The sequence below is a fragment of the Allobosea sp. P2_B12 genome (genome assembly GCF_056404835.1).
In genome coordinates, this window is record NZ_JBFUDG010000009.1 from 51,564 (window position 1) to 78,197 (window position 26,634).

Annotated in this window: 28 protein-coding genes and 1 tRNA gene; 16 read left to right on the forward strand and 13 right to left on the reverse strand. The window is 66.8% G+C overall.

Translation table 11 applies throughout. From position 1 onward, the window contains the following. Window positions 1-37: 37 nt before the first annotated feature. The 3 genes from AC1DYU_RS19805 to AC1DYU_RS19815 all read right to left on the reverse strand — a co-directional run bounded on the left by AC1DYU_RS19805 (window position 38) and on the right by AC1DYU_RS19815 (window position 1,517). Complete coding sequence (locus AC1DYU_RS19805) at window positions 38-358, reverse strand: plasmid stabilization protein (protein WP_476793214.1); 321 nt, start codon at window positions 356-358, stop codon at window positions 38-40. Window positions 359-477: 119 nt separating this feature from the next. Beyond that, the gene (gene msrA, locus AC1DYU_RS19810) at window positions 478-996 is read right to left on the reverse strand and encodes a peptide-methionine (S)-S-oxide reductase MsrA (protein ID WP_158486611.1); all 519 of its coding nucleotides are present in this window, start codon (window positions 994-996) and stop codon (window positions 478-480) included. Window positions 997-1,241: 245 nt separating this feature from the next. After that, entirely contained in the window at window positions 1,242-1,517 is a 276-nt protein-coding gene (locus AC1DYU_RS19815; protein WP_476793114.1) for a hypothetical protein, read from the reverse strand. A gap of 37 nt (window positions 1,518-1,554) precedes the next feature. Between AC1DYU_RS19815 and AC1DYU_RS19820 the strand changes: the two genes are divergently transcribed. Next, complete coding sequence (locus AC1DYU_RS19820; protein WP_476793115.1) at window positions 1,555-2,346, forward strand: hypothetical protein; 792 nt, start codon at window positions 1,555-1,557, stop codon at window positions 2,344-2,346. 33 nt (window positions 2,347-2,379) lie between these two features. Here AC1DYU_RS19820 and AC1DYU_RS19825 read toward each other — a convergent pair whose 3' ends face one another. From AC1DYU_RS19825 to AC1DYU_RS19840, 4 genes are all read right to left on the reverse strand, one after another. Then, window positions 2,380-2,634 carry a hypothetical protein gene (locus AC1DYU_RS19825; RefSeq protein WP_476793116.1) on the reverse strand — a complete coding sequence of 85 codons (255 nt, stop codon included), beginning with the start codon at window positions 2,632-2,634 and terminating at the stop codon, window positions 2,380-2,382. Between the two features lie 95 nt (window positions 2,635-2,729). Then, complete coding sequence (locus tag AC1DYU_RS19830) at window positions 2,730-3,038, reverse strand: hypothetical protein (RefSeq protein ID WP_158486607.1); 309 nt, start codon at window positions 3,036-3,038, stop codon at window positions 2,730-2,732. A 68-nt stretch (window positions 3,039-3,106) separates the two neighbouring features. Continuing rightward, window positions 3,107-3,802: a GntR family transcriptional regulator gene (locus AC1DYU_RS19835; protein ID WP_476793117.1), complete on the reverse strand. Its 696-nt coding sequence runs from the start codon at window positions 3,800-3,802 to the stop codon at window positions 3,107-3,109. Window positions 3,803-3,933: 131 nt separating this feature from the next. Then, the gene (locus AC1DYU_RS19840; RefSeq protein ID WP_476793118.1) at window positions 3,934-4,986 is read right to left on the reverse strand and encodes a TRAP transporter substrate-binding protein; all 1,053 of its coding nucleotides are present in this window, start codon (window positions 4,984-4,986) and stop codon (window positions 3,934-3,936) included. A gap of 186 nt (window positions 4,987-5,172) precedes the next feature. Between AC1DYU_RS19840 and AC1DYU_RS19845 the strand changes: the two genes are divergently transcribed. Continuing rightward, window positions 5,173-7,233, forward strand: coding sequence for a TRAP transporter large permease subunit (locus AC1DYU_RS19845; protein ID WP_476793119.1), 2,061 nt, complete (start codon window positions 5,173-5,175; stop codon window positions 7,231-7,233). A gap of 34 nt (window positions 7,234-7,267) precedes the next feature. Next, window positions 7,268-8,602 carry an MmgE/PrpD family protein gene (locus AC1DYU_RS19850; protein ID WP_476793120.1) on the forward strand — a complete coding sequence of 445 codons (1,335 nt, stop codon included), beginning with the start codon at window positions 7,268-7,270 and terminating at the stop codon, window positions 8,600-8,602. A gap of 1 nt (window position 8,603) precedes the next feature. Here AC1DYU_RS19850 and AC1DYU_RS19855 read toward each other — a convergent pair whose 3' ends face one another. Together AC1DYU_RS19855 and AC1DYU_RS19860 are read right to left on the reverse strand one after the other, a co-directional pair. Next, window positions 8,604-9,398: an SDR family oxidoreductase gene (locus tag AC1DYU_RS19855; RefSeq protein WP_476793121.1), complete on the reverse strand. Its 795-nt coding sequence runs from the start codon at window positions 9,396-9,398 to the stop codon at window positions 8,604-8,606. After that, on the reverse strand, window positions 9,395-10,228 hold the full coding sequence (locus tag AC1DYU_RS19860) for an N-acyl homoserine lactonase family protein (protein WP_476793122.1): 834 nt from the start codon (window positions 10,226-10,228) through the stop codon (window positions 9,395-9,397). The genes AC1DYU_RS19855 and AC1DYU_RS19860 overlap by 4 nt, the downstream gene beginning before the upstream one ends. Before the next feature lie 190 nt (window positions 10,229-10,418). Here AC1DYU_RS19860 and AC1DYU_RS19865 point away from each other — a divergent pair, with 190 nt between their 5' ends. Genes AC1DYU_RS19865 through AC1DYU_RS19875 form a run of 3 tightly spaced genes read left to right on the forward strand, consistent with a single transcriptional unit; the run spans window position 10,419 to window position 12,822 of the window. Next, window positions 10,419-10,820 (forward strand): carboxymuconolactone decarboxylase family protein, encoded by a 402-nt coding sequence (locus AC1DYU_RS19865; protein WP_476793123.1) that lies wholly within the window; start codon window positions 10,419-10,421, stop codon window positions 10,818-10,820. Window positions 10,821-10,854: 34 nt separating this feature from the next. Beyond that, window positions 10,855-11,820 carry a sulfolactaldehyde 3-reductase gene (gene yihU, locus AC1DYU_RS19870; RefSeq protein ID WP_158486599.1) on the forward strand — a complete coding sequence of 322 codons (966 nt, stop codon included), beginning with the start codon at window positions 10,855-10,857 and terminating at the stop codon, window positions 11,818-11,820. Window positions 11,821-11,853: 33 nt separating this feature from the next. Continuing rightward, window positions 11,854-12,822, forward strand: a complete 969-nt coding sequence (locus AC1DYU_RS19875) for a tripartite tricarboxylate transporter substrate-binding protein (protein WP_158486598.1) — start codon at window positions 11,854-11,856, stop codon at window positions 12,820-12,822. 29 nt (window positions 12,823-12,851) lie between these two features. Here the strand turns inward: AC1DYU_RS19875 and AC1DYU_RS19880 are convergent, their stop codons facing one another. Then, window positions 12,852-13,607, reverse strand: coding sequence for an SDR family oxidoreductase (locus AC1DYU_RS19880; protein ID WP_476793124.1), 756 nt, complete (start codon window positions 13,605-13,607; stop codon window positions 12,852-12,854). 143 nt (window positions 13,608-13,750) lie between these two features. On the opposite strand from AC1DYU_RS19880, the gene AC1DYU_RS19885 reads away from it, so the two are divergent. From AC1DYU_RS19885 to AC1DYU_RS19920, 8 genes are all read left to right on the forward strand, one after another. Continuing rightward, entirely contained in the window at window positions 13,751-14,680 is a 930-nt protein-coding gene (locus AC1DYU_RS19885; protein WP_476793125.1) for a LysR substrate-binding domain-containing protein, read from the forward strand. A 153-nt stretch (window positions 14,681-14,833) separates the two neighbouring features. Next, a complete protein-coding gene (locus AC1DYU_RS19890) occupies window positions 14,834-15,721 on the forward strand; it encodes an NAD(P)-dependent oxidoreductase (RefSeq protein WP_476793126.1) in 888 nt (295 codons plus the stop codon). 39 nt (window positions 15,722-15,760) lie between these two features. Next, the gene (locus AC1DYU_RS19895; protein WP_476793127.1) at window positions 15,761-17,182 is read left to right on the forward strand and encodes an MmgE/PrpD family protein; all 1,422 of its coding nucleotides are present in this window, start codon (window positions 15,761-15,763) and stop codon (window positions 17,180-17,182) included. Between the two features lie 128 nt (window positions 17,183-17,310). Further along, window positions 17,311-18,267, forward strand: a complete 957-nt coding sequence (locus AC1DYU_RS19900) for a branched-chain amino acid ABC transporter permease (RefSeq protein WP_476793128.1) — start codon at window positions 17,311-17,313, stop codon at window positions 18,265-18,267. 1 nt (window position 18,268) lies between these two features. Next, entirely contained in the window at window positions 18,269-20,026 is a 1,758-nt protein-coding gene (locus AC1DYU_RS19905) for a branched-chain amino acid ABC transporter ATP-binding protein/permease (protein WP_476793129.1), read from the forward strand. After that, window positions 20,013-20,720 (forward strand): ABC transporter ATP-binding protein, encoded by a 708-nt coding sequence (locus AC1DYU_RS19910; RefSeq protein ID WP_476793130.1) that lies wholly within the window; start codon window positions 20,013-20,015, stop codon window positions 20,718-20,720. Before AC1DYU_RS19905 ends, AC1DYU_RS19910 begins: the two co-directional genes overlap by 14 nt. Before the next feature lie 101 nt (window positions 20,721-20,821). Next, window positions 20,822-22,054: an ABC transporter substrate-binding protein gene (locus AC1DYU_RS19915; RefSeq protein ID WP_476793131.1), complete on the forward strand. Its 1,233-nt coding sequence runs from the start codon at window positions 20,822-20,824 to the stop codon at window positions 22,052-22,054. A gap of 103 nt (window positions 22,055-22,157) precedes the next feature. Then, window positions 22,158-22,541, forward strand: coding sequence for a carboxymuconolactone decarboxylase family protein (locus tag AC1DYU_RS19920; RefSeq protein WP_158486592.1), 384 nt, complete (start codon window positions 22,158-22,160; stop codon window positions 22,539-22,541). 220 nt (window positions 22,542-22,761) lie between these two features. Here AC1DYU_RS19920 and AC1DYU_RS19925 read toward each other — a convergent pair. Together AC1DYU_RS19925 and cpdR are read right to left on the reverse strand one after the other, a co-directional pair. Continuing rightward, a tRNA-Val gene (locus AC1DYU_RS19925) sits at window positions 22,762-22,836 on the reverse strand. 129 nt (window positions 22,837-22,965) lie between these two features. After that, window positions 22,966-23,325, reverse strand: a complete 360-nt coding sequence (gene cpdR, locus AC1DYU_RS19930; RefSeq protein WP_038363805.1) for a cell cycle two-component system response regulator CpdR — start codon at window positions 23,323-23,325, stop codon at window positions 22,966-22,968. A 260-nt stretch (window positions 23,326-23,585) separates the two neighbouring features. Between cpdR and AC1DYU_RS19935 the strand changes: the two genes are divergently transcribed. Together AC1DYU_RS19935 and hisN are read left to right on the forward strand one after the other, a co-directional pair. After that, a complete protein-coding gene (locus AC1DYU_RS19935; protein WP_158484960.1) occupies window positions 23,586-24,506 on the forward strand; it encodes an N-formylglutamate amidohydrolase in 921 nt (306 codons plus the stop codon). A gap of 337 nt (window positions 24,507-24,843) precedes the next feature. Continuing rightward, entirely contained in the window at window positions 24,844-25,632 is a 789-nt protein-coding gene (gene hisN / locus AC1DYU_RS19940; RefSeq protein WP_158484961.1) for a histidinol-phosphatase, read from the forward strand. Here the strand turns inward: hisN and AC1DYU_RS19945 are convergent. Continuing rightward, entirely contained in the window at window positions 25,531-26,616 is a 1,086-nt protein-coding gene (locus AC1DYU_RS19945) for an alpha/beta fold hydrolase (protein ID WP_476793132.1), read from the reverse strand. The genes hisN and AC1DYU_RS19945 overlap by 102 nt on opposite strands. Window positions 26,617-26,634: the final 18 nt, after the last annotated feature.

The following is a 26,634-nucleotide window of genomic DNA, read 5'->3' on the forward strand; positions in this document are numbered from 1 at the left end:
TGCGGACTGTCTCGCAGCGCGGGGCCGTCACTACTGATCAGGAATGAGCGCGATGCTCGGCGTTTTTCTTGCGGGTGGCCGCTGCTTTCTTCGCGGATGCGGAGCGGTCTTCGGCCGAGCGCGAGGCCGCGGCCTTGCCGCCTGTCTCGCCGCCCTTATGCGCGGCGGGATGCCCGGTTTCCTTGCCGCGTCCGGAACCGCCGGCCTTCTTGCCGCCGCCATCGTCCTTGTTGACGGTGGCCCAGGCCCGGCGTTCGGCTTCTTCCTCCGAGACGCCCCGCTTCTCGTAGCCCTCGGCGATGTGATCGGCCTTGCGTTCCTGCTTGTCGGTGTATTTGGATTTGTCACCACGTGGCATCTGCGCCTCCTCGTGTTGCCTGCACGGCAAAACGGAGGCGTCGCCTTCAGGTTCCAAGGATAGCTTCGCGATGGTGCGGATCGCCGCGGCAAACCGGGCTGCAGCGATCCGCAGAACTCTCATCCGGCGCGGCGGATGTCCTCGCGCTTCGGCAGCGTCCAGTTCGGCCGCGGGAAGTGGCAGGTGTAGCCGGAGGGAAGCCGCTCCAGGTAGTCCTGGTGCTCGGGCTCGGCCTCCCAGAAATCGCCCACCGGCGCCAGTTCGGTCACGACCTTGCCGGGCCAGATACCCGAGGCGTCGACATCGGCGATGGTATCCTCGGCAACGCGCTTCTGCTCGTCGCTGCCATAGAAGATCGCCGAGCGGTAGCTCGCGCCGACATCATTGCCCTGACGGTTGCGTGTCGACGGGTCGTGAATCTGGAAAAAGAACTCGAGCAGGTCGCGGTAGCTGGTCTGTGCCGGATCGAACACGATCTCGATCGCCTCGGCATGGTTGCCATGATTGCGATAGGTCGCATTGGCCACCTCGCCGCCGGAATAGCCGACGCGGGTCGAGATCACGCCGGGTCTGCGGCGGATCAGATCCTGCATGCCCCAGAAGCAACCGCCGGCAAGCACTGCGCGTTCCGTTGTCATAATCCTGGACCTCCTGATTTTACCTCGTCGCGAATATAGGCATTCGCGGACAGAATATCAGGGATAGGAGCGCAGGCGGATCGCATCGACGGCTGCGCGCCATCGCCGACCGCCGGATGAAGCGTCTGGGCTATCGCAGGGTAAAGCTGCCAAAGCCCCACACCGCGACGATGATCGCGACCCACAGCCAGACGTCCAGTTCCGGCCAGATGGGTGGTCTTACCTCGAGGTGGTGCATGGCTTCCTCACCTCACCGAGAAGGCGCGGAACCGGGCGATCTCGGATCGAAGCACATTAAGCTCGATCGGCCTCCGCAAGGCAGCAAGGCTGTCTTGCAGGCAGGTGTTGCGGCCAAAGCCATTCAGAATATCGTCCAGCCCATCCGGGGAGAGCGAGCAGAGAAACTCGATTTCCCGTTCGTGGCGAAACGCTTCGGAATTCTTGGCAATCATTGCGCCAGTCAAACGCGATCTGACGAAACTATTCTCGCTAAAAAATGAGGTGGAACCTTGTTTGAACATTTGGCCCTCCACGTCATCAACCTATGAGAGAGGACAAATGTTCCTTCGATTTCTGGTTGAGCACCGCTTGCGCTCCCTCATGGTGAACGGCGTCAGCCTCGGTTGCGCTGTCGATGGTCGGTGGATCGGCAACCCGCATCGCACCGCGGGGCACTGTTCTCGTCCCGAACGGAACCAGTGGATTGCGCGATCGCGCGTTAACTCTCGGCGCGCCAACATGGTTGCGATTTCCCTAACGTCGTGCTTTTTCTCCTGGAGCACACGTAAAGATGCGGTGTTGGGGAGCGAAATCATGAAAGTCTTTTTGGCCGCGGCTTGCGGCCTGATGCTGGCCGGCTGCAATCAAACGTCACAGACAGCCGAGACTACTCTGCCATCCACGGCGCCGACGGCGTTGGCATCTTCTGGTCCGACAGGTGGAATGCCGGCCGGACCGCCTCCGAACCTGCCGTCAGACGCCCAGATTGCTGCCGCGACGCCACTCTACGAGCCAGTGGTCGACACGCGCCGGGTGAACCCCGCCAAGTTGAGAAAGGATCTTCTGGAGTGCCGGGCGGAGGCCGCACCGCATGAGGCCGCCGCGCGCCGCGCCGCGCAGACCCAGCAGACCGGTACGGCCATCCAGACCGTCGGCGCGCTCGCAAGCTTCATCCCCGTGCCAGGTTTCCGTCAGGCTCATGTGCTGGCCGGTGCCACCAATGCGCTTCAGTCGGTCGGCGAAGGAACGGCTGCCAATGCGGCCGAGACTCAGGAGAGAGCGATGCAGGGCTATGTCGCCGTCGTGAATTCCTGCATGGAACACCGGAAATATCGCCTGCTTCAGGCCTAGCGGGAAGTAAATGCGGCAGGCGGCGCGACGGCGTCAGGCTACCGCCTGGGGCACGTCCGTCGGCGCAATCCGGCATGTCGAGCGGGTGAAGGTCTCGATCTCGGAGAGCGCCTTGTCGAGCGTGGCGAAGGGGCCATGCTTCATCGCGCGCAGGGATTCCGCGACGCGTTCGCCAGGCGTGATCCGGTACTCATCGCCCGTTATTTCCTCCACGACGCCCATATGGCGGCCCAGCAGGTCGACAAGCGTCCAGGCGCCGAGGCCGGTCTGCGTCACAACGATGTCCATCGGATGCTCGTCCTTGCCAGGGGATTGATCATGCGGCAGTGCCCGGCCATTGGGAAGCGACACACACCGCATGGCACCAGAGAACCGGCACACTCTCAAGACGCCAGACGAGGCGACTGGTTCCGGCAGCCCTGGACAAAGTGGTCGATGGCATTGGCGACCAGATCGTCTTCATCGATCGCCAGCGGGGCCAGGCCGGCGACGATTCCGGCAAGCCGCAGCCGCTCCGCTTCGTCGCTCCCGAGCATAAGGTCGGGATCATCTTTGAGCTCCGCCCAGGCACGATCCAGCGCTGCACGGGCCAGCGCAACCTCGATCGGATTCGCCAGTTTTGAGAATGGCATTTCGCTCTCCCCAGGAACAATCTGCCGATCAGATTTGTGAGCGAAAAGGGTGCCTTTCAAGACCTGAATGGGCAGGAAGACTCGATCAACGGGAGCGGGTCGAGCGGAAAGATATGGTGGCGTCCGGATCAGCCTTTGAGGAAAAACATGGCGGCCCTGGCGGCGCTCTCGACGTGGCGCGTCGCGGCGCGCGCGGCAGCGTCGCCGTCGCGGGAGTCCAGCGCGTCCATCAAATCGGCCAGTTCGCGCATGCTCTCCTTGCTGCGCCCCGGAGCCTGCAGGGATGTCGCCCGCAGCAGCATGATCCGGGCATTGAGCATCTTCAGGCTGAGACCGAGGGCACCGTTGCCGGAGCCCTCGATCAGGCAGTCGTAGAATTTGTTCTTGGCGTCGAGCCGCGCCATCGGGTCGGGGATGTCGAAGGAGGCGCGCAGCTTCTCGAAGGCCTGCTTCAATGCCGTACGCTGCGCATCGGTCGCCTTCTCGGCGAAGAGCTTGCAGGCGAGCCCCTCGAGCTGGATGCGGACCTCGTAGATGTCGCGGGCCTGATCGGCGGACAGCGAGGCGACCACCGGGCCGCGATGCGGCACGACCTCGATCAGCCCTTCCGATTCGAGCTGGCGCAGCGCTTCGCGAATCAGGGTGCGGCTGACGCCGGTCAGTTCGCAGAGTTCGCGCTCGGGCAGGCGTTCGCCGCCCTTGAAGCGTCCGGTGGCGATGGCATAGCGGATATTCTCGGTGACGCTGTGGCGCAGCGGTGCCGCCACGCGCTCGACGCGGAAGTCGCGCTCCGGAAACCCCGCATCATTCATCACCGTCCGCATGCTCCCTGTCCGACTCCAAAGGCCATTGTCACATTCGGCGTCGCTATCCTAGCCCAGGCCCGTGATCGCGCATAATCGCAGCTGCACCGGCAGGCAGGAGCCAAAGCCCGCATGCCCGCCGGCGCTGGAGTTCACTGCGTCGGCTTGCCCAGCGCCTGCCGGACCTGGTTGACATAGGCCGGCCCGTCGATGCCGAGTTCCTTGGCGCGGCCGAGCCAGCTGTCATAGGCGGCCTTGGCGAATTTCGGGTCGTTGAGAGCGGCTCGCTCCGCGTCCGAGGCGCTCCACGGCTCGACGCCGTTCTTCTTCATGTTGTCGAGGGCGGTCTGGACGAAGGCGTTGTAGGTCCCGAAGGCGTCCTTCTGCAGCCCGTCCATCGCGCTTTTCACCTGCGCGCGGACATCGGCCGGCATGCCCTCCCATTCCGCCTTGTTGATCAGGATGGCCCAGCCGGTGATGGCGCCGACGCCCCAGTCCTGAACGTTCTTGGCCAGCCGCCAGAACTCCATCGCGCCGCCGACGCAGGTCGAGATGAAGACGCCGTCGATGACGCCGCGCTCCAGCGCCGGCATGATCTCGGTGGTGGCCATCGGCGTCGGCTTGGCGCCGAGCGCGTTCATCTGCGCCGCCGTCTGCGGGTTATGCACGCGCAGGCGCTTGTTCTTGAAGTCCTCGACGGTGCGGATCGGCGTCTTCGAGAACAGGCGGGTCGGGCACCAGGCGCCCTCCGCGAGCACGATCGCGCCCCATTTCTCCTCCCAGATCCTGGCGACGTCCTTGGCCCAGAAGGCGTCGCGCACCTTCTGGTATTCCTCGATGTTGTTGATCAGCCCGGGCAGGTTGAAGATACCCATGCGTGGCTCGTCGGCAGCCAGATAGGTGTGCAGCGAGGCCGACATCGGCAGGCGGCCGTCGCGCACGGCGGACGCGATCTGCGCGGGCGCCACGAGTGAATCGCTGACGGTGACCGAGACCCGGCCGTTCGTCGCCTTGGCGATGCGCTCCGGCACGCTCGCCGTCATCGCGGAATAGGCGTCGCCCGGCGAAACGATGATGCCCATCGTCAGGTCGATCTTCTGCGCCTGCGCCAGGCTCGCGCCACTGAGGACGAAGGTCGCACCCAGCACGGCGGCGAGCAGATGACGGCATCGGCGTGGCCCGGCCGCCTGTGTGGAAATCAGCATGAAACCCTCCCATGGATCCGAAAATTCGACGGCGGAACGTGGCGCCCGCCCTGTTGATGACAGCCGGCCGGATTGGTCATGGATATTGCGACCCGTCATCCAATCATACAATATGACAGTAGGATTGCGTGTCAATCAGACGCCGTGCTAACGCGGCTTCAACAAGAGATTTCGGGAGATACGCCTATGGCCGACACGATGGTGGCGACGGGATCGCTGCATTCCCTCTCGGAGCCGCGCTCCCCGGTGATCCGCGGCATCGACCGGCTCTCCGATCTCGGCGGCTTCATTGGCGCGCTGGCGCTGGTGGTGATGACGGCCGTCGTCGTCTTCGAGGTGATCTCGCGCTATGTCTTCAACGAGCCGACGAGCTGGGTGACCGAGATCGGCACCTATCTCTTCGTCGCGATCGTCTTTTTCGGCATGGCGCCGGCCCAGCGCGCCAATGCCCATATCCAGGTCGAAATCCTGGTCGATGCCGTCTCGACGCCCTGGCGTACCCGCCTCGAACTGGTGACGCTCTGGCTCGGCCTCGTCTTCGTCGTCTTCGCCGCCTGGCACACGGCGCGCTTCACCTTCCTCGAATATGTCCACGGCGCCCGCGACTGGGGCCTGCTCGGCACGCCGCAATGGCTGCCGCAGATTCCGATGACGCTGGGGCTGATTCTCTTTGCGGTCGCCATCCTTCGCGATCTCCATGAACTGCGGCCGCCGCGCTCGGTCGCCGCGCAATGGATTGTCCCCGCCGTCGCGCTGTCGCTGATGTTCGCCCTCACGGTCATGGGCCGCTCGGACTGGCGCATTCCCGGCACGCGCTTCGACTGGGGCACCATCCTGATCTGCGCTTCCATCATCGTCGCGATGGTGGCCTGGAGCGGCTGGCGCATCGCCGCCGCGACGGTGCTCGCCTTCGGCGGCCTTGCCCTGATCTTCTACTATTCGCGCGGCACCTCGCTGCTCTGGCTCGGGAGCCTGCTCGGCCTCACCCTGCTGGTGCTGCTCTTCACCGGCGTGCGCGTCGCCTTCGCCATGGGCATCGTCGGCCTGCTCGGGCTCTATTTCCTGCTGCCGCAGACGCAGTTGCCCGTGCTGGCCGATCGTTCCTGGACCAGCATTAACAGCTTCACGCTGACGGCGGTGCCGAGCTTCGTGCTGATGGGGGCGTTGCTCGTGCGCAGCGGCATCACCACCGAACTCTTCGACGCGCTCGTCACCTGGTTCGGCAAGACGCCGGGCGGCCTCGCCCATGCCAGCGTCGCGGCGTCGGCGACCTTCGCCGCAGTCTGCGGCTCGAGCCTCGCCACCGCCGCGACGCTCGGCTCCGTCGCGGCGCCCGAGATGGTCAGGCGCGGCTACAGCCCACGGCTGACCTATGGCGTCGTCGCGGCCGGCGCGACGCTGGGCATCCTGATCCCGCCCTCGATCGCGATGATCATCTACGGCAACGTCGTCGGCGTCGCAGTGACGCAGCTTTTCCTCGCCGGCATCATCCCGGGCCTGCTGCTGTCGCTGCTGTTCATGGTGACGGTGTTCATCTGGGGTCTCGTCTCGCCGAGCGCGATCCCGAAGGGCGAGTCCTATCCCTGGAGCCGCAAGCTGACCTCGACGGTCGGCGTCCTGCCCTTCCTGTTCCTGATCGCGGCCGTGCTCGGCTCGCTTTATCTCGGCATCGCAACCCCAACCGAGGCTGGTGCGATCGGCGCGGTCGCGGCGCTCGGCATGGCGGTCAAGCGCGGCAAGCTCGACTGGGACGGCTTCTATGCCTGCCTGATCGACACGGTGAAGGTCACGGCCTTCATCATGCTGATCGTCGTCGGCGCGGCGATCATGAGCTGGGTCTTCGACTATCTGCGCCTGCCGCGCGCCATGGTGCAGCTCGTCACCGATGCCAACCTCGCGCCCTGGCTGGTCTTCGCGATCATCGTCGGCATCTACCTGATCCTCGGCTGCTTCATCGAATCGATCGCGATGATGCTGATGACGCTGAGCGTCACCTTCCCGGTCATCGTCTCGATCGGCCTCGACCCGATCTGGTTCGGCGTCGTGCTGGTGCTGCTGGTCGAGATCGGCCTGGTGACACCGCCGGTGGGGCTCGTGCTGTTCGTGCTCAAGGGCATGAGCAGCGACGTCTCGTTGCGTGACATCGCCTATGGCGTCATCCCCTACATCTTCGTCATGCTGGGCTTCATCTGGCTGCTGTATTTCTTCCCGGGGATCGTGACCTGGCTGCCGAAGCAGGTCGGGTGAGTCACAAGATTCCTCCTTTTACCGAGAGCTCCGCATGATCTCCCGCAGCCTTTCCCGCTTCGTCGTCGACTCGCAGTGGCGGGAGATGCCCGAGGCCTTGCGCCACGAGGCCAAGCGCTCCGTCGTCAACGTCATCGGCACGGCGCTTGGCGGCTCCAGCGATGCGGCCACGCGGCGCACCGTCGGGACGCTGGCGCCCTTCTCGGCGCCGGCGGAGGCGACGATCATCGGGCGGCGCGAGCAGATGAACTGCCTCGATGCCGCTTTCGTCAACGCGCTCGCCGGGAATGTCTTCGATTTCGACGACACCCATCCCGGCACCATCATCCATCCCTCTGCTCCGGTGGCGCCGCCACTCTTCGCCTTCGCGCAGCGGCGGCCGATGAGCGGCGCGGACCTGCTCCACGCCTTCATCCTCGGCGTCGAGATCGAGTGCCGGCTCGGCAACGCCGTCTCGCCCTTCCACTACAAGAAGGGCTGGCACATCACCGCGACCTGCGGCGTCTTCGGCGCGGCCGCCGCTCTCGGCAAGGTGCTGGGCCTCGACGAGACGCGGATGCTCTGGGCGCTCGGCAACGCCTCGGCCCAGTCCTGCGGGTTGGTCGAGACGCTCGGCACCATGGCCAAGAGCATCGGCGTCGGCCAGTCGGCGCGGGGCGGGCTGCTGGCGGCCCTGCTGGCACAGAACGGCGTCGAGGGGCCGGAACTGCCACTCGAAGGGCCGCGCGGTTTCCTCCGGGTCATGGGCAGCGAACCCGATCTCGCGGGCCTCACCGAAGGGCTGGGCGAGCGCTGGGAACTGCTGCGCAACACCTACAAGCCTTATCCCTGCGGCGTCGTGCTGAATCCGGTGATCGACGCCGTGCTCAGCTTGCGCGCGCAGAGCCGTGTCGCGGCGGAGCGCATCGCCGGTATCCGGGTGCTCGGCCATCCGCTATTGGGCGAGCGGGCCGACCGTCCGGCCGTCACCACCGGCCGCGAGGGGCAGGTCAGCGCCCAGCATGCGGTCGCGGTCGCCTGGATCGACGGCCGCGCCGGGGTGACGGAGTTCAGCGACGACCGCGTCAAGGCGCGAGACGTGCTGGCGCTGCGCGGCAAGGTCTCGGTTCATGAGGAGACCGGCCACAGCGTCGACGGCGCGCGCGTCGAGATCACGCTGGTCGATGGCACGGTGCTCGACCATGTCGTGAAGGCGGCGCGCGGCAGCACAGGCAACCCCCTGTCGGACGCCGAGATCTCGGAGAAGTTCCGGACGCTGGCCGGCTATGGCTGCCCCGGCTTCGATCCGGAGCCGCTACTGGACGCGCTTTGGCGCCTCGACGAGGCCCCGGATGCGGGCCGCGTCATCGCGCTGTCCGCCTTCGGCTGAGTCAGCGCGCCTGCCAGCCGCCATCGATCGGCAGGGTCGTGCCGGTGATGTCCTGGCCTGCCGGGCTGCACAGGAAGACGAGCATGGCCGCGACGCTGTCCAAGGCGACGAAGCGCTGCGTCGGGTGGCGCGGCGCGATGTAGTCCTGCGCCGCCTCGTCCGCGCTGATGCCCTGCTCGCGCGCGATGCCGGCGATGCGGTCGAGGATCGCCGGAGAGGGCACCGTGCCGGGCGAGAGTGCGTTGCAGGTGATGCCGGTGCGGGCCGTCTCGATCGCGATCGCGCGGGTCATGCCGAGCAGCGCCGTCTTGGTGGTGACGTAGTCGATGCGGTTCTCGGCGCCGCGCGCGCCATAGATCGAGGACAGGTTGATGATCCGGCCCCAGCCCTTCGCCTTCATGCCGGGCAAAGCGAGGCGCGCCGCATGGAAGGCCGCCGACAGGTTGACCGCCAGCGAGGCGTCCCATTGCGCCGCTGTGAAGCTCTCGATCGGCTGGAAATGCCGGATCACGGCATTGTTGACGAGGATGTCGACCGGGCCGGATCGTTCAGCGGCCGCCGCCATCATCGCCTCGATCTCCGGGACCTGAGCCAGGTCGGCGCCGTCGAAGGCGACCGCGACGCCGGCTTCCTCGGCGAGCGCTGCCGCCGCGGCCTCGCCGACACCGGGCGCGGCCAGCCCGTTGAGGGTGACCGCTGCGCCCTGCAGTGCCAGACCGCGCGCCATGGCGTAGCCAAGTCCGGCGACGGAGCCCGTGATGAGAGCGTGCCGCCCCGCCAGCATTCCAACGGTCATGGCAGCGCCTTCGGCGTCTCGTCGAGCCGGACCGCGATGCCTGCAAGCTCGGCCGAGACTGGTGGATAGATCGCCATCACCAGCGGGTCGTGGCCCGGCACGACATGCTCAGGCGAATCGGCCAGCCGGTTGATCGTGCGGTAGCCCTCCATCATCGCTCCGGCATCGTGCACGGCCGGGAAGGGCAGGCCCTTCTGCATGTTCATGTAGAGATGCGAGGCATCCGAGGCGATCACGACCCAGCCGCGCTTGGTCCAGACCCGCACGACCTGAAGCCCGCCTGAATGCCCGCCGGTGCGGTGCAGGCTCAAGCCATCGGCCAGTTCGACGGTGCCATCGTGGAAGGCGACGCGCCCGGCATAGACATGGCGGACGAAGGAGACGACGTCCTCGACATGGAAGGGGTGGCGCAGGAAGCCGTGGCACATGCAGCGCCCGGTGGCATAGGCGACCTCCGAATCCTGGACATGGAAACAGGCGCGCGGAAACGACCCGAGCGTGCCGGCATGGTCGTAATGCAGATGGGTCAGGATCACCTCGTCGACCCTGGCGGCGTCGATGCCGATCAGGGCGAGCGCCTCATGCGGCTTGCGGATCAGGTCGCGCTTGCGGGCGACGGCCTGATCGGTGTCGAAGCCGGTGTCGATCACGAAGGTCCGGTCGGAACGCTGGGCGACCCAGACGAAATAGTCGAGATCCGAGCCCGCCTCATGCGGATCGCCGCCGATCATGTTGTCCCAGGCCTTGCGTCCGCCATGGTTGGCATAGCGCAGCGCATAGAGCGCGAAGGGCTCGGGCGCGCCGGCCCGGTTCGGCTGCGTCGTCGTCATTCCGGTCTTCTCCTCCCGTCGGCGGCACGGCGTTATCTCCGCAGCGTCGCGCGCTTCATATCAGCACACAATAATACCGTCATACAATAATTGACGCTCGGCCGGTCGCTGTCTTATGCATGGCAAAGACGCCTCCCGCCGATGCCCCCGCTGCCCGACTGCCGGACCAGCCCAGACAGGATAGCCGCTCATGACGACCCGCCCGGAATTCCTGGGAGACCAGTTCCAGAAAGGCCTCGAAATCCGCCGCGAGGTGCTGGGCTCGGCCTATGTCGACAAATCCGTCGAGAGCGCGACCGACATGACGGCGCCCCTGCAGAAGCTCGTCACCGAATGGTGCTGGGGCGAGGTCTGGGGTCGCCCCGGCCTCGACCGCCGCACCCGCAGCTTCCTCAACCTCGCCTTCCTGACCGCGCTGAACCGCCCCAACGAGATCAGGCTGCATGTCCGCGGCGCACTCAACAATGGCGTCACCCGCGAGGAGATCCAGGAGATCGTCCTGCAGGCGGCGATCTATTGCGGCGTGCCGGCCGCGCTCGACTGCATGAAGGTCGCGGTCGAGGTCTTCAAGGACATCGACGAGGGTCGCTGAAGCGGCCCCGCACACAAAAACGGGAGTAAACGCCATGGCACAAGAGAAGCGCATCGGCTTCGTCGGGCTGGGCACGATGGGGCTGCCCATGGCCGAGAATCTGATCTCAGCCGGGTTCAAGGTGACCGGTTTCGACCTGTGGCCGAAGCCCTGCCAGGCGCTCGCCGCCTCAGGCGGCGGCATCGCGACATCGGCGGCTGCGGCGGCGGACGGCGCGGATCTCGTCATCACCATGCTGCCCAACGCCTCGCATGTGCGCGGCGCGTTGCTCGGGCCGCTCGGCATCGCCGACACGCTCGGCAAGGATGCCGTCTTCGTCAACATGTCGACGATCCTGCCGCAGGAGACCGATGCGCTCGCCGCCGACATGAAGGCGCGTGGCCTGCGCATGCTTGACGCGCCGGTCGGACGTTCCGCGATCGAAGCCAGGCGTGGCGCGCTCCTGATCCTGGCCAGCGGCGAACCCGAAAATATCCGCAAGGCACAGTTCGCCTTCGACGTCATGGGTAGCCAGACGGTCGATTGCGGCGCGCTCGGCGGCGGCTCCCGCGCCAAGATCGTCAACAACTTCATGGGCATCTCGCTCAATGCCCTGACCGCCGAGGCGCTGACGCTGGCCGAAGCCGCGGGCATCACGATCGAGCTCGCGCTCGACGTGATGCGCGGCACCATCGCCGGCCTCGGCCATATGAGCATCACCTACCCGAACAAGGTGCTGCGCGGCGATCTCTCGGCCGGCTTCCAGGTCGATCTCGCCCATAAGGATCTCGGGCTCGCGATCGAGCTCGCGGCGCGCAACCACGTCCCTGTCTTCATGGGCGCGGCCGCGCTGCAGAGCTATTCGGTGGCGCGTGCGCTGGGGCGCGGTGCGCAGGACTATACCGCGATCTATCCGGTGATCCGCGAGCTCGCCGGCCTGCCGGCGGAGATTCCCTACAAACCCACCTCCCAGCAAGAGGTCGATCCGTTTTCGAAGCCCAAGAAGACCGCCGCGGTCTGAAGACCGACGGCCGGCAGATAGAGGGAGGACATCATGTTCAAGAGTGTTTTGACGGCCGCGATGCTGATTGCCACTGGCGCAGCCACGGCCCAGGACTTCCCGCAGGCCAAGCCGGTGACGATCGTCGTGCCCTTCGCCGCAGGCGGGCCGGGCGACACGATCGCGCGCCTTGTCGGCGTGGCCATGAAGACGGCGCTCGACCAGAACGTCATCGTCGAGAACGCGCTCGGTGCCGGCGGCACGATCGGCACCGCCCGCGTCGCCAGGGCTGCGCCGGACGGCTACACGGTCTTGCTGATGCACACGGGTCTCGCGACCGCGCCGGCTCTCTACGAGAAGCTGCCCTTCGACCCGGTCAAGGATCTGGCTCCGATCGGGCTCGTCACCGACGTCGCGATGACGCTGGTCGGGCGTCCCGACTATCCTGCCAGGGATCTGCGCGAACTGGTGGCCGATCTGAAGGCGAAGGGTGACAAGGTCACCTTCGGCCATTCCGGGCGCGGTTCGGCGGCGCATCTCTGCGGCGTGCTGTTCATGGACGCCATCGGCAAACCGCTGACCTGGGTGGCCTATCGCGGTGGCTCGCAGGTGGTGAATGACCTCGTCGCCGGCCATGTCGATGTCTACTGCGACCCTGCGACCGGAACCACACCCCTGATCCAGACCGGCAAGATCAAGGGCTATGCGCTGACCACCAAGAAGCGATTGAAGACGCTGCCCGATCTCGCAACCGCCGATGAGGCGGGGCTGCCGGGCTTCGAGGTCTCGACCTGGTATGGGCTCTACGCCCCGGCGGGCACGCCCGAACCCGTCGTGACGAAGTTGAGCGCCGCGCTCCAGGCCGCCTTGGCTGATCCGACCGTGGTCTCGCGCTTCGCCGATCTCAGCATGGAGCCGGTGACGAAGGAGCAGGCCACGCCCAAGGCGCTGGCGACATTCCTCGGCGCGGAGCTGAAGAAGTGGTCGGCCGCCATGGCGCGCGCTGGCGTGAAGCCGGAATGAGGCCGGGGCGCGCCGGCCTCGCTCGTCCATCAGAACCGGTTGACCGGCAGCATCATCATCTCGGCGATCTGCACATGCGGCGGCTGGTCGAGCACGAAGAGCGCGCAGCGGGCGACGTCCTCGGGATCGAGCGCCATCTTGAACTGGTCGAAATAGGCCTTTTCCTTTTCGGTATCGCCGCGATAGCGCGTCACGATGATGCCGGTGCGGGCAAGGCCGGGCTGGAATTCGGTGACGCGCAACGCGGTTTCGGCCAGTTCCCCGCGCAGCGTCTGCGTGAACATGTGCACGCCGGCCTTGCTGGTGCTGTAGGCGGTCATGTCGGGGACGATCCTGACCGCATTGATCGAGCTGATATTGAGGATATGGCCGCGGTTGCGCGCGACCATCGCGGGCAGGATGGCGCGGGTGACGCGCATCAGGCCGATCAGGTTGGTCTCGATGATCGCGGTCCAGTCGTCCGGGGAGCCTTCGGCAAAAGCGGTGCGTCCGCCGATGTCGTGGCCGGCATTGTTGAACAGCACGTCGACCGGCTGGAATTCGGCCGGAATTTTCGAGGGCAGGGCGTCGACCGCCGCGGCATCGCTGATGTCGAGCACGATCGGATAGGTCGACGGACCCAGTTCCGCGGCCAGTTCGTCGAGGCGTTCCTTGTTGCGGTCGACCAGGATGACGCGCCGGCCGCTGGCGACGAGCGCCTTGGCGAAGGCGCGCCCCAGCCCGCCGGCAGCGCCGGTCAGCAGGACGATGCGGGTGTTCTCAATGGGCGTGGTCTCGACGGGCATGGTTTTCTCCTTCGGCGGGTTCGCCTCCGGCGCCCCGCTCGTGAACGTTCCTCGGTGGTGAACCTGCCACAGCGCTCCCGGACTGTCCGCCGTCGCGGACGTGCTAGCTGTTATGCCGGTTATGGCCGCGCGGGAGAGGGGCGATGATCGATCTCAAGCAGCTCAAGGCGTTCTCGACGCTCGCCGAATTCGGCAGCTTCTCGCGCTCGGCCGGCGTGCTCGGCGTGGCGCAGCCGGTGCTCAGCCGCCAGATCAAGGCGCTGGAGCAGGAGCTCGGCGTCGCGCTGTTCTACCGCAATGGCCGTGGCACCGTGCTGACCGAAGCCGGCAAAGTTTTGAACCAGTACGCCAAGGATCTGGTCGACACCGTCGACCGCGCCGCGAGCGAGGTCATGGCACTGAAGTCTAGCCCGCGCGGCACGATCGTGATCGGCCTGCCGCCCTCGGTCGGGATAGTGCTGACGGTGCCGCTCGTGCAGCATTTCCGCGAGGCCTTCCCGCTGATCTCGCTGCGCGTGATCGAGGGCTTCAGCGGCCATGTGCTGGAATGGCTGCTGACCGGCAAGATCGATGTCGCCGTGCTCTACAACGCCCCGCGCACCGGCAGCCTGCGGGCCGAGCCGCTGCTGACCGACGAGCTTTTCCTGCTCGGTCCGGCAGAGGGCGGCATCTTGCCGGACGCCGAAAGCGTGCCGGCCCGCCTGCTCTCCGAAATTCCGCTGATCCTGCCGGCGCGCCCGCATGGCCTGCGGATGCTGATCGACTCGATGCTGGGCGAGGCCGGCATCGTGCCGCGCGTCGAGATCGAGGTCGAGGCGATGCCCTCCACGCTCGGCCTCGTCGAGAACGGCGTCGGCTATACGATCCTGTCCTATTCGACTGCGCATGCCCGCGTACAGGCGGGTCGTATGCGCGCCTGGCGGATCGTCGAGCCTGGCATCACCCGCCAGCTCATCCTCGCGACCTCCAGCCAGCGGCCGACGACGCCGGCGATGCGTTCGCTTGTCGCGATGGTGCGCCAGGAGGTCCGCAGCCTGACCGAACAGGGGCTCTGGCTGCCGAAAGGCCGCTGAGGCGAAACCACCGGCAGGCCGGCACGGCATGACGGATACGACATGACTGATATTCGACCCTTGGCGATGCCGCCGGCTGCACGGTTTCGCTAGCGTAGCGACAACGAACGAAGACGCCGGGGCCGCAGCGCCCGGCGCAGGGAGATTTCAGGGATGGCACTTCTAGGCTTCGTCGGCGTTGGCCGCATGGGCGCACCGATGGTGTCGCGCCTCATCGAGGCAGGGCATCAGCTCGTCATTTTCGACACCCAGAAACAGGCGACCGATGCGCTCGCCGCCAAGGGCGCCAAGGTGGTGGCTTCGCCGAAGGCGGTCGCCGACGAGGCCGAGATCGTGCTGGTCAGCCTGCCGACGCCTGACATCGTCAAGGCGGTTGCGCTGGGTTCCGACGGCGTCGCCGAAGGCAAGCGCGTCCGCGTCATGGTCGATCTCTCGACCTCGGGCCCGGGCGCCGCGGTCATCGTCGCCAAGGGCCTCGCCGAGAAGAACATCATCTCCGTTGACAGCCCGGTCAGCGGCGGCATCAAGGGCGCGACCAACGGCACGCTCGCCGTCATGGTCTCCTGCCCGAAGGCGACCTTCGACGAGCTCGAACCGATCCTGAAGACCTTCGGCAAGATCTTCTTCACCGGCGAGAAGCCGGGTCTCGCCCAGACCGCCAAGCTCGCCAACAATCTGATGGCGGCGGCCGCGCTGGTCATCACCTCCGAGGCGATGGCGATGGGCGTCAAGGCCGGGCTCGACGCCAGGGTGCTGATCGACATCATCAACGTCTCCAGCGGCCGCAACAGCGCCAGCGAGGACAAGTTCCCACGCGCGGTTCTGCCGGGCACCTTCGATTTCGGCTTCGCGACCGGGCTTTCCTACAAGGATGTCCGCCTCTGCGTCGATGAGGCTGAGGCGATGGGCGTGCCGATGGTGGTTGGCGCAGCGGTGCGCCAGATGCTCGCGGTGACGCAGGCGAAATTCGGGGCGCAGTCCGATTTCACCAGCATCGCCAAGGTTCTGGAGGAATGGGCCGGGGTCGAGATCCGCGGCTGAACTGAACCCCGATCAGGCCGGTTTCGGAAGGAGCGCGCCATGGCCGCTGTCCACGCCGATATGCCAACTCCGTCTGCCGCCTCGCTGACCCGCGTTCTCGCGCGGGCTGCGCTGGCGGCCGAACCCGCCGGCTTCGGTGCGGAGGTTTCGGCCAAGCTCAAGATCTGCCTGATCGACTTCCTCTCCTGCTGCTTCGAGGCCTACGGCCTGCCGACGAGTCGGCAGGCGCGGTCCATCGCGAAACCGCGCGCCGACGGCGCGACGATCATCGGCTCCGACATTCTGGCGACACCCGGCGAGGCCGCCTTCGCCAATGGCACGACCGGCCACGGCCTGGTGCGCGAGGACATGCATGCCGGCAGCATCAGCCATCACGGCGTCGTCATCTGGCCGACGCTGCTGGCGCTCGCCCAGGATCATGGCTGCTCCGGCGCCGCGATGCTGAAGGCGGCGCTGGTCGGCTATGAGGGCGGCGCGCGGCTCGGCCGCGCCCTGTTCGATGCCGACCTCGCGCGGCTCTTCCGCCCGACCGGGACGGTCGGACCCATCGGCGGCGCGCTAGCCGGCGCGATCCTGTTGGGCCTGGGTGAGGACGAGATCGTCGCGGCGCTGGGTCTCGCCGCCAACACGTCGGGCGGCCTGAATCAGTGGCCCCATACGGGGGCCAGCGACATGTATTTTCACCCCGGTTTCGCGGCCCGCAGCGCGGTGACGGCGGTCGATCTGGCGGCTGCCGGCGCCTATGCCTCGGAGACGATTCTGGAAGGCGAGGCCGGGCTCTTCGCTGCCTTCCGCCGCGGCCCGCCGCGGGCGCCGGTCGCGCTCTTCGCGGATGGCAAGGCGGAAATTATGGTCGTCTACAACAAGCCCGTTCCGGCCTGCAATTTCGCCCAGACAGCCTGCCAGGCGGCGTTGCGCGTCGCCGGGCAGATCGAGGATCCCGGCGAGATCGAGACGCTGACCATCGACCTGCCGGATGCCGCGATCCGCTATCCCGGCTGCGACTTCGCCGGCCCCTTCGCCCATGCGCTTCAGGCCAAGATGAGCATCCAGTACGGCGTCGCGGCCGCACTCCGGCGTGGCGTCGTCGAGGAGGCGAACTACGCCCGCCTCGACGAGCCGATGATCCTGCATCTGGCGCGGCTGGCGACCTTGCGCCGCGACGCCGGCTTCACCGCTGCCTTTCCGGGGCGCCAGGGCGCCGAGGTCGCGGTCACGCTGCGCAACGGCACCCGCATCAACCACCGCCTGTCCGATGTGGTGCCCGCGACGGAATCCGAAATCCGGGCGCGCTTTCGTGCGGCAGCCGGCGAGCGCCTCGGCCTGCGTCGGGCCGACGAGATCGAGGCCCTGATCGACGGGCTCGAAACACTGACTGACGCCGGGCGCATCGGCAGGCTCTGCCTGGCCGGCGAAAGCGCCGGTCCGGCACGCACGAAACGAGCAGCGGCGAAAGCCTGAACGCTCGCCCCATAGGGCGGGCGGAAGACCAAGGCCGGGCGACACGATCCGGCGTGAACGAATGGGGAGTGAGAAATGCCTGTCGTGACCAGACGCCCGCGGGACGCGGCCGCACGGAGAACCGTGCGATGACCGCGCAAATGATCGAGAACATCCTGCAGGCGCTCGCCGCAGGCCTGCTCGCCGGCGCGATCTACGGGCTGATGTGCGTCGGCCTCGGCCTCATCTTCGGCGTCATGCGGGTGATCAACTTCGCCCATGGCGACTTCATGATGCTGGGCATGTACGCCGCCTGGTTCCTCTTCGGCGCGCTCGGCATCCAGGCGGTCGCGGGCAGCCTGATCGGCCCGTATATCGCGATCCTGCTCGCCGGGCCGCTGCTCTTCCTGTTCGGCTACGTCATTCACAAGGCGTTGATCTCAAGGGTTACCGGCACCCGCACGGCCCAGCTCGATGGCGAGGGCCACTACGCCCAGCTCATCCTGACGCTCGGCATCGCGCTCGTGCTGCAGAACGGCGGCATGATCGTCTTCGGCTCGGAGCTGCATTCGATCCGCACGCCGCTCTCCAGCAGCGCCTGGGAACTCGGCCCGGTCTGGGGCGATTTCATCAGCATCTTCGTCAACAAGTCGCGCGGCATCGCGGCTCTGTTCTCGATCGCGACGATCGTCGTGCTGGCGCTGATGATCGCGCGCTCGCGGCTTGGCAAATCGTTGCGCGCGGCGGCCGACAATCCCGAGGCCGCGACCTATATGGGCATCGACGTCGACCAGGCGCACCGCATCGCCTTTGCGCTCGGCGTCGGCATCACCGCGATCGCCGGCGGGCTGCTCGCCACCAACTACCCGTTCCAGCCCTATATCGGGCTCGAATACGTGATCGTCATGTATGCCGGCGTCGTGCTCGGCGGCATGGGCTCGATCGTCGGCGCCTTCTGGGGTGGCATGACCATCGGCCTCGTCCAGCAGCTCTCGACGCTGATCCTGCCGACGCAGCTCCAGAACGCGGCGATCTTCGTCGTCTTCCTGCTGATCGTCTTCCTGAGGCCGCAGGGCTTCTTCGGCCGCGTCGTGGAGAGGACCTGAGATGCGTCTGTCCTCTCTCGTCCCGGTTCTGGCTTTTGCTGCGGCCTATGCCGTGCTGTCGCTGCTGGTGACCAATTCCTACTACCAGCTCATGCTGACGCTGGTCCTCGTCTGGGCCTGCTTCGGCCTCTCCTGGAACGTGCTCTCGGGCTATACCGGCCTCGTCTCCTTCGGCCACGCCGCCTTCTTCGGGCTCGGCGCCTATACGACCGCGCTCGGCCAGATCCATTTCGACCTGACGCCCTGGCTGATGATCCCGGTCTCGGCGCTGGTCGGCGGGCTCGCGGGCCTGGCGGTCGGCTTCCCGACCTTCCGGCTGCGCGGGCATTACTTCGCGCTCGCCATGCTCGCCTATCCGCTGGCGCTGCTCTACGTTTTCGAATGGCTCGGCTATCAGGAGCTCACGCTGCCGATCAAGCGCGAGAATCCGATCGCCTACATGCAGTTCGCCGACCACAGGGTCTACACCCTGCTGGCGCTTGGCCTGCTCGTCGCGGTCATGCTGTTCTCGCAATGGATCGAGCGCTCGCGCTTCGGCCGTGCGCTGATGGCGATCAAGCAGAACGAGGCCGCGGCCGAGGCCGCCGGCATCGACACGCTCGCCTGGAAGCTCAAGGCCATCGCCATCTCCGGCGCCATCGCCGGCATGGTCGGCGGCTTCTACGCCATCGTCCTGCTGGTCGTGACGCCGCCATCGGTCTTCGGGATGCTGGTCTCGGCGCAGGCGCTCACCGTCGCCATGTTCGGCGGCATCGGCAGCGTTTGGGGCCCGGTCATTGGTGCCGCCTTCCTGATCCCGGTCGCCGAGATCCTGCATGCGGAGCTCGGCTCGCGCTTTCCCGGCATCCAGGGCGTGGTCTACGGGCTGGCCATCATCGGCGTCATCCTGATCGCGCCGGAGGGTGTCTACTGGAAGCTGCGCGACCGGTTCATCAAGCGCAGCCGCGCCGGTGCTGCCGCTATCCTGCCCGTCGTGGCCACGTCGGTGGCGGCACCCGCACGGATCAAGCCGGCTAAAGATGCGCCGGTTGCGCTCAGCGTCCGCAACGTCTCGAAGTCCTTCGGCGGCCTCAAGGCCAACCGGGACATCTCCTTCGATGTGCCCGAGGGCGCGATCCTCGGCATCATCGGCCCCAACGGCGCCGGCAAGACCACGCTGTTCAACCTGCTCAACGGCTTCCTCAAGCCCGATCAGGGCGAGGTCAAGGTCTATGGCCGCGAGACGGTCGGGATGAAGCCGCACCAGATCTGCGCGCTCGGCGTCGGTCGCACCTTCCAGGTGATGCGGCCCTTCCTGCGTATGTCGGTGGCGGAGAACGTCGTGCTCGGCGCCTATGTCGCGACTGATGACGACGAGGAGGCGAAGCGGCTGGCCGCTGAAGCCGTGGCGCGCGTCGGCCTCTCCGATGTTGCCGACAAGCTCGCCGGCGAGCTGATGACCAAGGAGCTGCGGCTGATGGAGCTGGCGCGTGCGCTCGCCGGCCAGCCGAAGCTCCTGCTGCTCGACGAGACGCTGGCGGGGCTGGGTCATGGCGAGGCCGACGAGGTCGTCGCGGTGATCCGTCGCCTGGCGGCAGATTCCGTCACCATCGTGATCATCGAGCACACCATGCAGGCCATGGTGAAGCTGGTCGATCACTTCCTCGTCCTCGATCACGGCGCCGTCCTCGTCGATGGCGAGCCCACCGCCGTGACGCGCGATCCGCGCGTGATCGAGGCCTATCTCGGCAAGAAATGGGTGGCCGATGCTCAGGCTTGAAAACGTCCTGGCGGGATACTCGGCCGTCCCGGTCCTGCGCGACGTCTCGCTTGCCGTCGATGCCGGGCAGTTCGTCGCCGTCGTTGGCCCCAATGGCGCGGGCAAGACGAGCCTGTTCAAGACGATCTCGGGCATCCTCCAGCCGCGACAGGGCCGCATCACCTTCGAGGGCGTCGATCTCGCCAGCGTCCCGCCCTCGGGCCGGGCGCATCTCGGCATCGCCCATGTGCCGGAGGGGCGGCAGGTCTTTCCCTCGCTCAGCGTGCTCGAAAACCTCGAAATGGGTGCCTACACCGCCGCCGGCCAGCGCGACTGGAAGCACAATATCGAGCGCATCTTCACCTGGCTGCCGGTGCTGGCCGAGCGGCGCGCGCAGTTCGCCGGCACGCTTTCGGGCGGCGAGCAGCAGATGGTCGCGATCGGCCGCGGGCTCGCATCCTCGCCGAAGCTTCTGATGCTCGACGAGCCGTCGATGGGGCTCGCGCCCGCCATCGCCGATTTCATCTTCGAGAAGCTGATCGAGATCCGCCGCGACACCGGGCTGACGATCCTGCTGGTCGAGCAGCGCGTCGCCGAGGCGCTCGAATCCGCCGACCACGGCTATGTGCTCGAGGCCGGCCGCGTCGTCCTCGAAGGCGACAACACGACGCTGCGCGCGGATGACCGCGTTCGGCAGGCGTACCTGGGAATGTGACCCCATTCTCGGCACGGGGCCTTTCGGGCTTCGCGACCGAGCCTCACCGACGACCCCGAAAGCCGCGGCTACAGCGGCGACATCCTGGAGGAGACCTGACCATGACGACGAGACGATCCCTGATCCGCAACTGGGCCGCGCTGCCCGCACTCGCGGCGCTTGGCCTCGCCTTCCCCGCCGCCGCCCAGAACCCGGCCGAGGTGAAGGTCGGCCTGCTGGTGCCGCTGTCGGGCCTTTATGCCCGCCCCGGCCAGGTCATGAAGATGGGCGCCGAGATGGCGATCGAGCACATCAACGCGCAGGGCGGCATCAAGGCGCTCGGCGGCGCCAAGCTCAAACTCGTCCTGCTCGATTCCGGCGATACGGTCGAGAAGGCCAAGAACGCCGCCCAGCGCATGGTCGCGCAGGAGACCGACCTCGTCGCCGCCAGCGGCGCCTATCTGTCCTCCTTCACGCTCGCGGCGACGGAGGTCACCGAGCGTGCCAGCCTGCCGCTGCTGACCCTGTCCTATTCGGACCTGATCACCGATCGCGGCTTCAAATACGTCTTCCAGACCTCGGCGACGGCAGCCTCGCAGGCCGAGCAGTGCTTGCCCGAAGTGATGAAGGTCGCGGAGAAGGCGACCGGAATCAGGCCGAAGACGGTCGCGATCATCACCGACAACACCGGTGCATCCGTCGCCTCGGTCAAGCCGATGCGCGAGCGCCTGCTCAAGGAGCACGGCTTGACCCTCGTCGTCGACGAGACCTTCACTCCGCCGCTCTCGGATGCGACGCCGCTGGTCCAGAAGGTCCGCGCGACGCGGCCCGATTTGCTGTTCTTCCTGCCGACGGTGATCTCTGACGGCAAGCTCATCCTCGAGAAGATGAACGAGTTCGGCCTTGGCCAGGCCCGCATCCCGACGATCTCCTTCGGCATCGCCATCGCCGAGCCTGAGATTCTCAAGACGATGGGCGCGGATATGCTGCAGGGCGTGATGACCTGCGTCGGAAGCTGGGGCTCGAAGGGCCATGAGCCGCTGATCGCCGAGCTCAAGGCCAAGTATGGTGAGCCCTGGATGACCCAGAATGGCATCTCGACCTATGCCGATATGTGGGTCGTCGCCGCCGCGCTCGAAAAGGCCGGCAAGGCCGACAAGGAAGCTGTCGCCCAGGCGCTGCGCACGCTCGATCTCGGCCCGTCGAAATACTACCCCGGCGGCCTGATCAAGTTCGACGAGAAGGGCCGGCGCGTGAATGCGGGCCTGACGATCGTGCAGTGGCAGAACGGCGTGCCCAACACCGTCTTCCCGCCCGACCTCGCGGTCAGCCAGGCGGTTTGGTCCAAGAAGTGACGCTGGCCCAAGAAGTGACGCCGATCGCGGCCGGCTCCCTGCCGGCCGCGCCCGTCCGGGCGTCGCCCGGGCGTTTCCGACCCCGCCCAACCTGGAGAATGACATGAGCAAGGACGTCTTCGATCGTGGTCTCGCCATCCGCAAGGACGTGCTCGGCAAGGAATTCGTCGAGAACTCGCTGGCGACGGCCGACGAATTCAACATGCCGATGCAGGAACTCACGACCGAGTACTGCTGGGGCGCCGTCTGGGGCCGCGAGGGCCTGCCGCGCAAGACGCGCTCGATGCTGAACCTCGCTATGATCAGCGCGCTGAACCGCCCCCATGAGCTGAAGATGCACGTCAAGGGCGCGCTTCGGAACGGCGTCAGCAAGGACGAGATTCGAGAGGTCTTCCTCCAGGTCGCGATCTATGCCGGCATTCCCGCGGGTGTCGATTCGTTCCGGATCGCACGCGAGGCTTTCAAGGAAATGGAGGCGGCGGGCTGACGGCTGCGCCGACGTCTGCCCAGGCGGAGACGGGGATTTTCGGCCTGACGGCCTGATGGGGCAACGCCCGCCTCGATCAGATCACGCAATCGCGCAGCCAGCCTCTCGAAGGGGCGGCTGCGCTTTCTTGTCCGGCGCGCCCGGACGAGGCCGATCCGCGCACCCAAAAACAAAAGCCCCGGACACCGCTTCTGTGAAGCGACCTCCGGGGCCTGGAATATGGTGGGCGCGACAGGGATCGAACCTGTGACCCCTACGATGTCAACGTAGTGCTCTCCCGCTGAGCTACGCGCCCGTCTGCCGCGTCGGGATATCGTCGCGGCGGTCGGAACAGGCCCTGCCGTTGCCGGCTGACCATGTTGCGAGGTGTGCGGCTATAGCCGCTCGCCTCAAGGCTTGCAAGGCGCTTTCGCGAGAAAGCGTCTCAGGCCGCGAGCAGCTTTTCGACCTCGTTCACCAGCTCGCGCAGGTGGAAGGGCTTCGAGAGCACCTTCGCATCCTTGGGCGTCTGCGAATCGGGGTTGAGCGCGACTGCGGCGAAGCCGGTGATGAACATCACCTTGATGTCTGGATCGAGCTCGGTGGCGCGGCGCGCCAGCTCGATGCCATCCATCTCCGGCATGACGATGTCCGTCAGCAGCAGCTCGAAGGGCTCTTCGCGCAGGCGGTTATAGGCCGAAAGCCCGTTGTCGAAGGAGGCCACGTCGTAGCCCGCATTCTGCAGGGCCTTGACCAGGAAACGGCGCATGTCGTTGTCGTCTTCGGCGAGAAGTATCTTGGTCATGGGCCTGATGTGTCCGTCCCGTAAGGCCTGTCTTCAAGAGGTCGAAGATGCCGGCCTGGCCACCTCGCCTCGTTCATTGTCTGGCGCCCGCGCCGTTGCCGGGACTAGCGCCGGCAGGGTTATCGGCCCATCCCCGTGCTTGGAACCCTGCGTTTCTATAAGGCATCACCATGGTAAACAACGGGTGAATCCGTTGCCGATGGCGGCTGCGCGCGGGGAGCGCTTCAACAGCGGCCCTTTGTGTGCTTGTGTCCAGGGGCATGACCGCAGCAACTACGCCTTTCCCGCTTGGTTCCGAGGATGTCGTCGCCGAGATCGAGCGGCCGTTCACGCTGTATCAGCCGGCGCTCCATATCGTGCCCGTGGTGGTCGACGTGCCTCATGCCGGGCGACGCTATCCGCGTGCCTTCGTCGAGCGGGCGCGGTTGCCGTTGCGCTCGCTGCGCCGCTCGGAGGACGCCTTCGTCGACCAGCTCTTCGCACGCAGCGTGGCGCTGGGCGCTCCGCTGCTCGTCGCCGAGTTCCCGCGCGCCTATCTCGACGTCAACCGCGAGCCCTATGAGCTCGACCCACGGATGTTCGACGGGCGGCTGCCGGCCTTCGCCAATACCCGCTCGATGCGGGTCGCCGGCGGGCTCGGCACGATCCCCCGCATCGTCGGGGACGGGCACGAGATCTATTTCGGGCGCATTCCGGTGGAGGAGGCGCTGGCACGGATCGAACGGCTCTACCGGCCCTATCATGCCGGCTTGCGCGATCTGGTGCAGCGCACGCAGCGATCCTTCGGCACCTGCATCCTGGTCGATGCGCATTCGATGCCGTCGAGCGGGCTCGACCGCGACGGCCCGGCCAAGCCGGACATCATCCTGGGCGACCGCTTCGGCACCAGCGCGGCCGGCTACATCACCGACATCGCCGAGGCCGCCTTTGCGAAGCTCGGGCTGAGCGTGACGCGCAACCGGCCCTATGCCGGCGGCTTCATCACGGAGCATTACGGGGCGCCGAGCGCCGGCGTGCACACGCTGCAGATCGAGATCAACCGCGCGCTCTACATGAACGAGACCACGCTGATGCCGCATGCGGGCTTTGCCGCGCTCGAGCAGGCGGTTTCCTCGGCGATGGCCGATTGCTTCGCGCGCTGGAGCGGCTGGCTCGACGAGTTCCGGCAGGCGGCGGAATAGGCGCGGCGGCACAGTTCGCGGCGTCGGTTGCCGACGCAACCCAAAAAAAGGGCCGCGCACTTTCGTGGCGGCCCAAGTCTAGGGAGGAAACGCCCAAGGAGGGCAACGAAGGCTTGAGGTGATCGCCCCTTCGCAGTGCACAATATGAAGGTGCAGCGCAAAAAAGCAAGTGGCCTTACCAAAATTGTCACGGAGCGGGCGTCGTATGGGGCATGCGCCTGACGCGGGACAAGACACGCTGAGCGTCGGGCGCCTTGCCTTTCCACGCCTGCCCGCCCATCAGGGCTGGACGACTGGATTGGTGGCGCGGCAGCGCGGCGCAGATGTGGGGGCTTTGATGAGCGCGGTCGATTTCGGAGCCTTCGTGGCTGAGCTCGCGACCGAGTCCGGCCGGGCGATCCTGCCGTTCTTCCGGGCGCATCATGCGATGGAGGACAAGTCGGCGGGCGGCGTGTTCGATCCCGTCACGGAAGCCGACCGAGCCGGCGAGAACATCATGCGCCATCTGATCAAGCGCAGCTTCCCGGCCCATGGCGTTCTCGGCGAGGAGTTCGGCAACGAGAATACCGATGCCGAATATGTCTGGGTGCTCGATCCGATCGACGGCACCCGCGCCTTCATCTCCGGCATCCCGGTCTGGGGCACGCTGATCGGGCTGACCCGGGGCGGTACGCCCGTCTACGGCATGATGCACCAGCCCTTCACCGGCGAGCGCTATTCCGGCGACGGCCGCGAGGCGCGCTACGAGGGGCCGGGGGGTGCGAAGAAGCTGCGCACGCGCCAGGCAGCCGATCTTGCCGCGGCGACGCTGATGACGACATCGCCGGCACTGTTCAAGGGCGAGGAGGCGGCCGCCTATGGCCGCGTCGAGAGTCAGGTGCGGCTCGCACGCTATGGCTGCGATTGCTACGCCTATTGCATGCTGGCCGCTGGCCATGTCGATCTCGTCATCGAGAGCGGGCTGAAGCCCTACGACATCGTCGCGCTGATCCCGATCATCGAGGGTGCCGGCGGCATCGTCACCTCATGGGAGGGCGGCAGTGCCGCCGGGGGCGGGCGCGTCATTGCCGCCGCCAGCAAGCCGCTGCATGAGGCCGCGCTCGCGCTGCTCGCCGGCCGGAGCTGAGGGGCCTGAACTGAGGCCCGCATCCTCGCCGGGGATGAAGGCATCGAAGGCCGCCCAGAACTGGTTCCTGATCGCGTCCGTCTCCATCAGGATCTCGTGCCGCGCGGTCGGCAGGATCAGCGCCTGGCCGGTCTTGAGGCGGGCGGCGAAGCGTTCGATCGCCGGCGTCGAGACGACGCGGTCCTGGCCAGCGGCGATGACGAGCGTCGGCACGCGGACCTCGCGCGCAGCCGAAGGGGCGTTAAGTCGTGCCATCAGCCGGAAGGCGGTGTGGACCCAGGCGATGGTCGGGTCGCCGATGCTGAGCTGGCGGGCAGCCGCCGAGAGCGCGCTGTTGCGGGCATAGCGTTCGGGATCGCCGGTCAGCCGGTTGCCGTCGAAGGGTTTGGTCGCGATCGCGGTCTCGCCGCCGCCGGGCACGAAGGCTTTGCCGAAGCCGAGCCAGAACAGCAGGCTTGCGAGCCTGCTGGCCGGACCCGGGCGCTCGATGATGGTCAGGCCCAGCATCGGCGCCAGCGCCACCAGCCGCGAGACCGGCAGTGCATTCTGCCTGGCGGCGTCGAGGCAGATGGCCGCTCCCATGGAATGGGCGAGCACGAAATAAGGTCCGGGCAATTTCTCGTGCATCTGCGCCATGGCGAGTGCGAGGTCATCCTCGTAGTGCCGCAGCCGCCCGACATGGCCCTTGCGTTCGCGTGAGACGAAGCGCTGCGAGCCACCCTGGCCGCGCCAGTCGAAGGCCAGCACATGAAAACCGCGCCGGCGCAGCTCGGCGATGGTCTCGCTGTAGCGCTCGATGAATTCGGCGCGGCCCTGGACGAGGACGACCGTGCCGCGAACGGCCTTGACCGTTGGCCGCCAGCTCGCGAAGCGGATTTGCGCGCGATCGCGCGTCGCCGCGAACCAGACCTTGCCATGGCCGGGCACCGGATAGTCGGGGTGAGCGAAGAGTCCCGCGTCTGGCAGAGCTGATGTCGAAGCCATGATGGATCTCGAAGCTCC

Coding starts and splice junctions, on each gene's coding strand:
- AC1DYU_RS19875 (WP_158486598.1), top strand. CDS start 11,854: ATGTTCAAGAGTGTTTTGACGGCCGCGATGCTGATTGCCACTGGCGCA.
- AC1DYU_RS19805 (WP_476793214.1), bottom strand. CDS start 358: ATGCCACGTGGTGACAAATCCAAATACACCGACAAGCAGGAACGCAAG.
- AC1DYU_RS19895 (WP_476793127.1), top strand. CDS start 15,761: ATGGCCGCTGTCCACGCCGATATGCCAACTCCGTCTGCCGCCTCGCTG.
- AC1DYU_RS19920 (WP_158486592.1), top strand. CDS start 22,158: ATGAGCAAGGACGTCTTCGATCGTGGTCTCGCCATCCGCAAGGACGTG.
- yihU (WP_158486599.1), top strand. CDS start 10,855: ATGGCACAAGAGAAGCGCATCGGCTTCGTCGGGCTGGGCACGATGGGG.
- hisN (WP_158484961.1), top strand. CDS start 24,844: ATGAGCGCGGTCGATTTCGGAGCCTTCGTGGCTGAGCTCGCGACCGAG.
- AC1DYU_RS19865 (WP_476793123.1), top strand. CDS start 10,419: ATGACGACCCGCCCGGAATTCCTGGGAGACCAGTTCCAGAAAGGCCTC.
- AC1DYU_RS19945 (WP_476793132.1), bottom strand. CDS start 26,616: ATGGCTTCGACATCAGCTCTGCCAGACGCGGGACTCTTCGCTCACCCC.
- AC1DYU_RS19905 (WP_476793129.1), top strand. CDS start 18,269: ATGCGTCTGTCCTCTCTCGTCCCGGTTCTGGCTTTTGCTGCGGCCTAT.
- AC1DYU_RS19880 (WP_476793124.1), bottom strand. CDS start 13,607: ATGCCCGTCGAGACCACGCCCATTGAGAACACCCGCATCGTCCTGCTG.
- AC1DYU_RS19845 (WP_476793119.1), top strand. CDS start 5,173: ATGGCCGACACGATGGTGGCGACGGGATCGCTGCATTCCCTCTCGGAG.
- AC1DYU_RS19885 (WP_476793125.1), top strand. CDS start 13,751: ATGATCGATCTCAAGCAGCTCAAGGCGTTCTCGACGCTCGCCGAATTC.
- AC1DYU_RS19850 (WP_476793120.1), top strand. CDS start 7,268: ATGATCTCCCGCAGCCTTTCCCGCTTCGTCGTCGACTCGCAGTGGCGG.
- AC1DYU_RS19855 (WP_476793121.1), bottom strand. CDS start 9,398: ATGACCGTTGGAATGCTGGCGGGGCGGCACGCTCTCATCACGGGCTCC.
- AC1DYU_RS19815 (WP_476793114.1), bottom strand. CDS start 1,517: ATGTTCAAACAAGGTTCCACCTCATTTTTTAGCGAGAATAGTTTCGTC.
- AC1DYU_RS19890 (WP_476793126.1), top strand. CDS start 14,834: ATGGCACTTCTAGGCTTCGTCGGCGTTGGCCGCATGGGCGCACCGATG.
- AC1DYU_RS19860 (WP_476793122.1), bottom strand. CDS start 10,228: ATGACGACGACGCAGCCGAACCGGGCCGGCGCGCCCGAGCCCTTCGCG.
- AC1DYU_RS19900 (WP_476793128.1), top strand. CDS start 17,311: ATGACCGCGCAAATGATCGAGAACATCCTGCAGGCGCTCGCCGCAGGC.
- cpdR (WP_038363805.1), bottom strand. CDS start 23,325: ATGACCAAGATACTTCTCGCCGAAGACGACAACGACATGCGCCGTTTC.
- AC1DYU_RS19935 (WP_158484960.1), top strand. CDS start 23,586: ATGACCGCAGCAACTACGCCTTTCCCGCTTGGTTCCGAGGATGTCGTC.
- AC1DYU_RS19820 (WP_476793115.1), top strand. CDS start 1,555: ATGTTCCTTCGATTTCTGGTTGAGCACCGCTTGCGCTCCCTCATGGTG.
- AC1DYU_RS19835 (WP_476793117.1), bottom strand. CDS start 3,802: ATGCGGACGGTGATGAATGATGCGGGGTTTCCGGAGCGCGACTTCCGC.
- AC1DYU_RS19825 (WP_476793116.1), bottom strand. CDS start 2,634: ATGGACATCGTTGTGACGCAGACCGGCCTCGGCGCCTGGACGCTTGTC.
- msrA (WP_158486611.1), bottom strand. CDS start 996: ATGACAACGGAACGCGCAGTGCTTGCCGGCGGTTGCTTCTGGGGCATG.
- AC1DYU_RS19910 (WP_476793130.1), top strand. CDS start 20,013: ATGCTCAGGCTTGAAAACGTCCTGGCGGGATACTCGGCCGTCCCGGTC.
- AC1DYU_RS19915 (WP_476793131.1), top strand. CDS start 20,822: ATGACGACGAGACGATCCCTGATCCGCAACTGGGCCGCGCTGCCCGCA.
- AC1DYU_RS19840 (WP_476793118.1), bottom strand. CDS start 4,986: ATGCTGATTTCCACACAGGCGGCCGGGCCACGCCGATGCCGTCATCTG.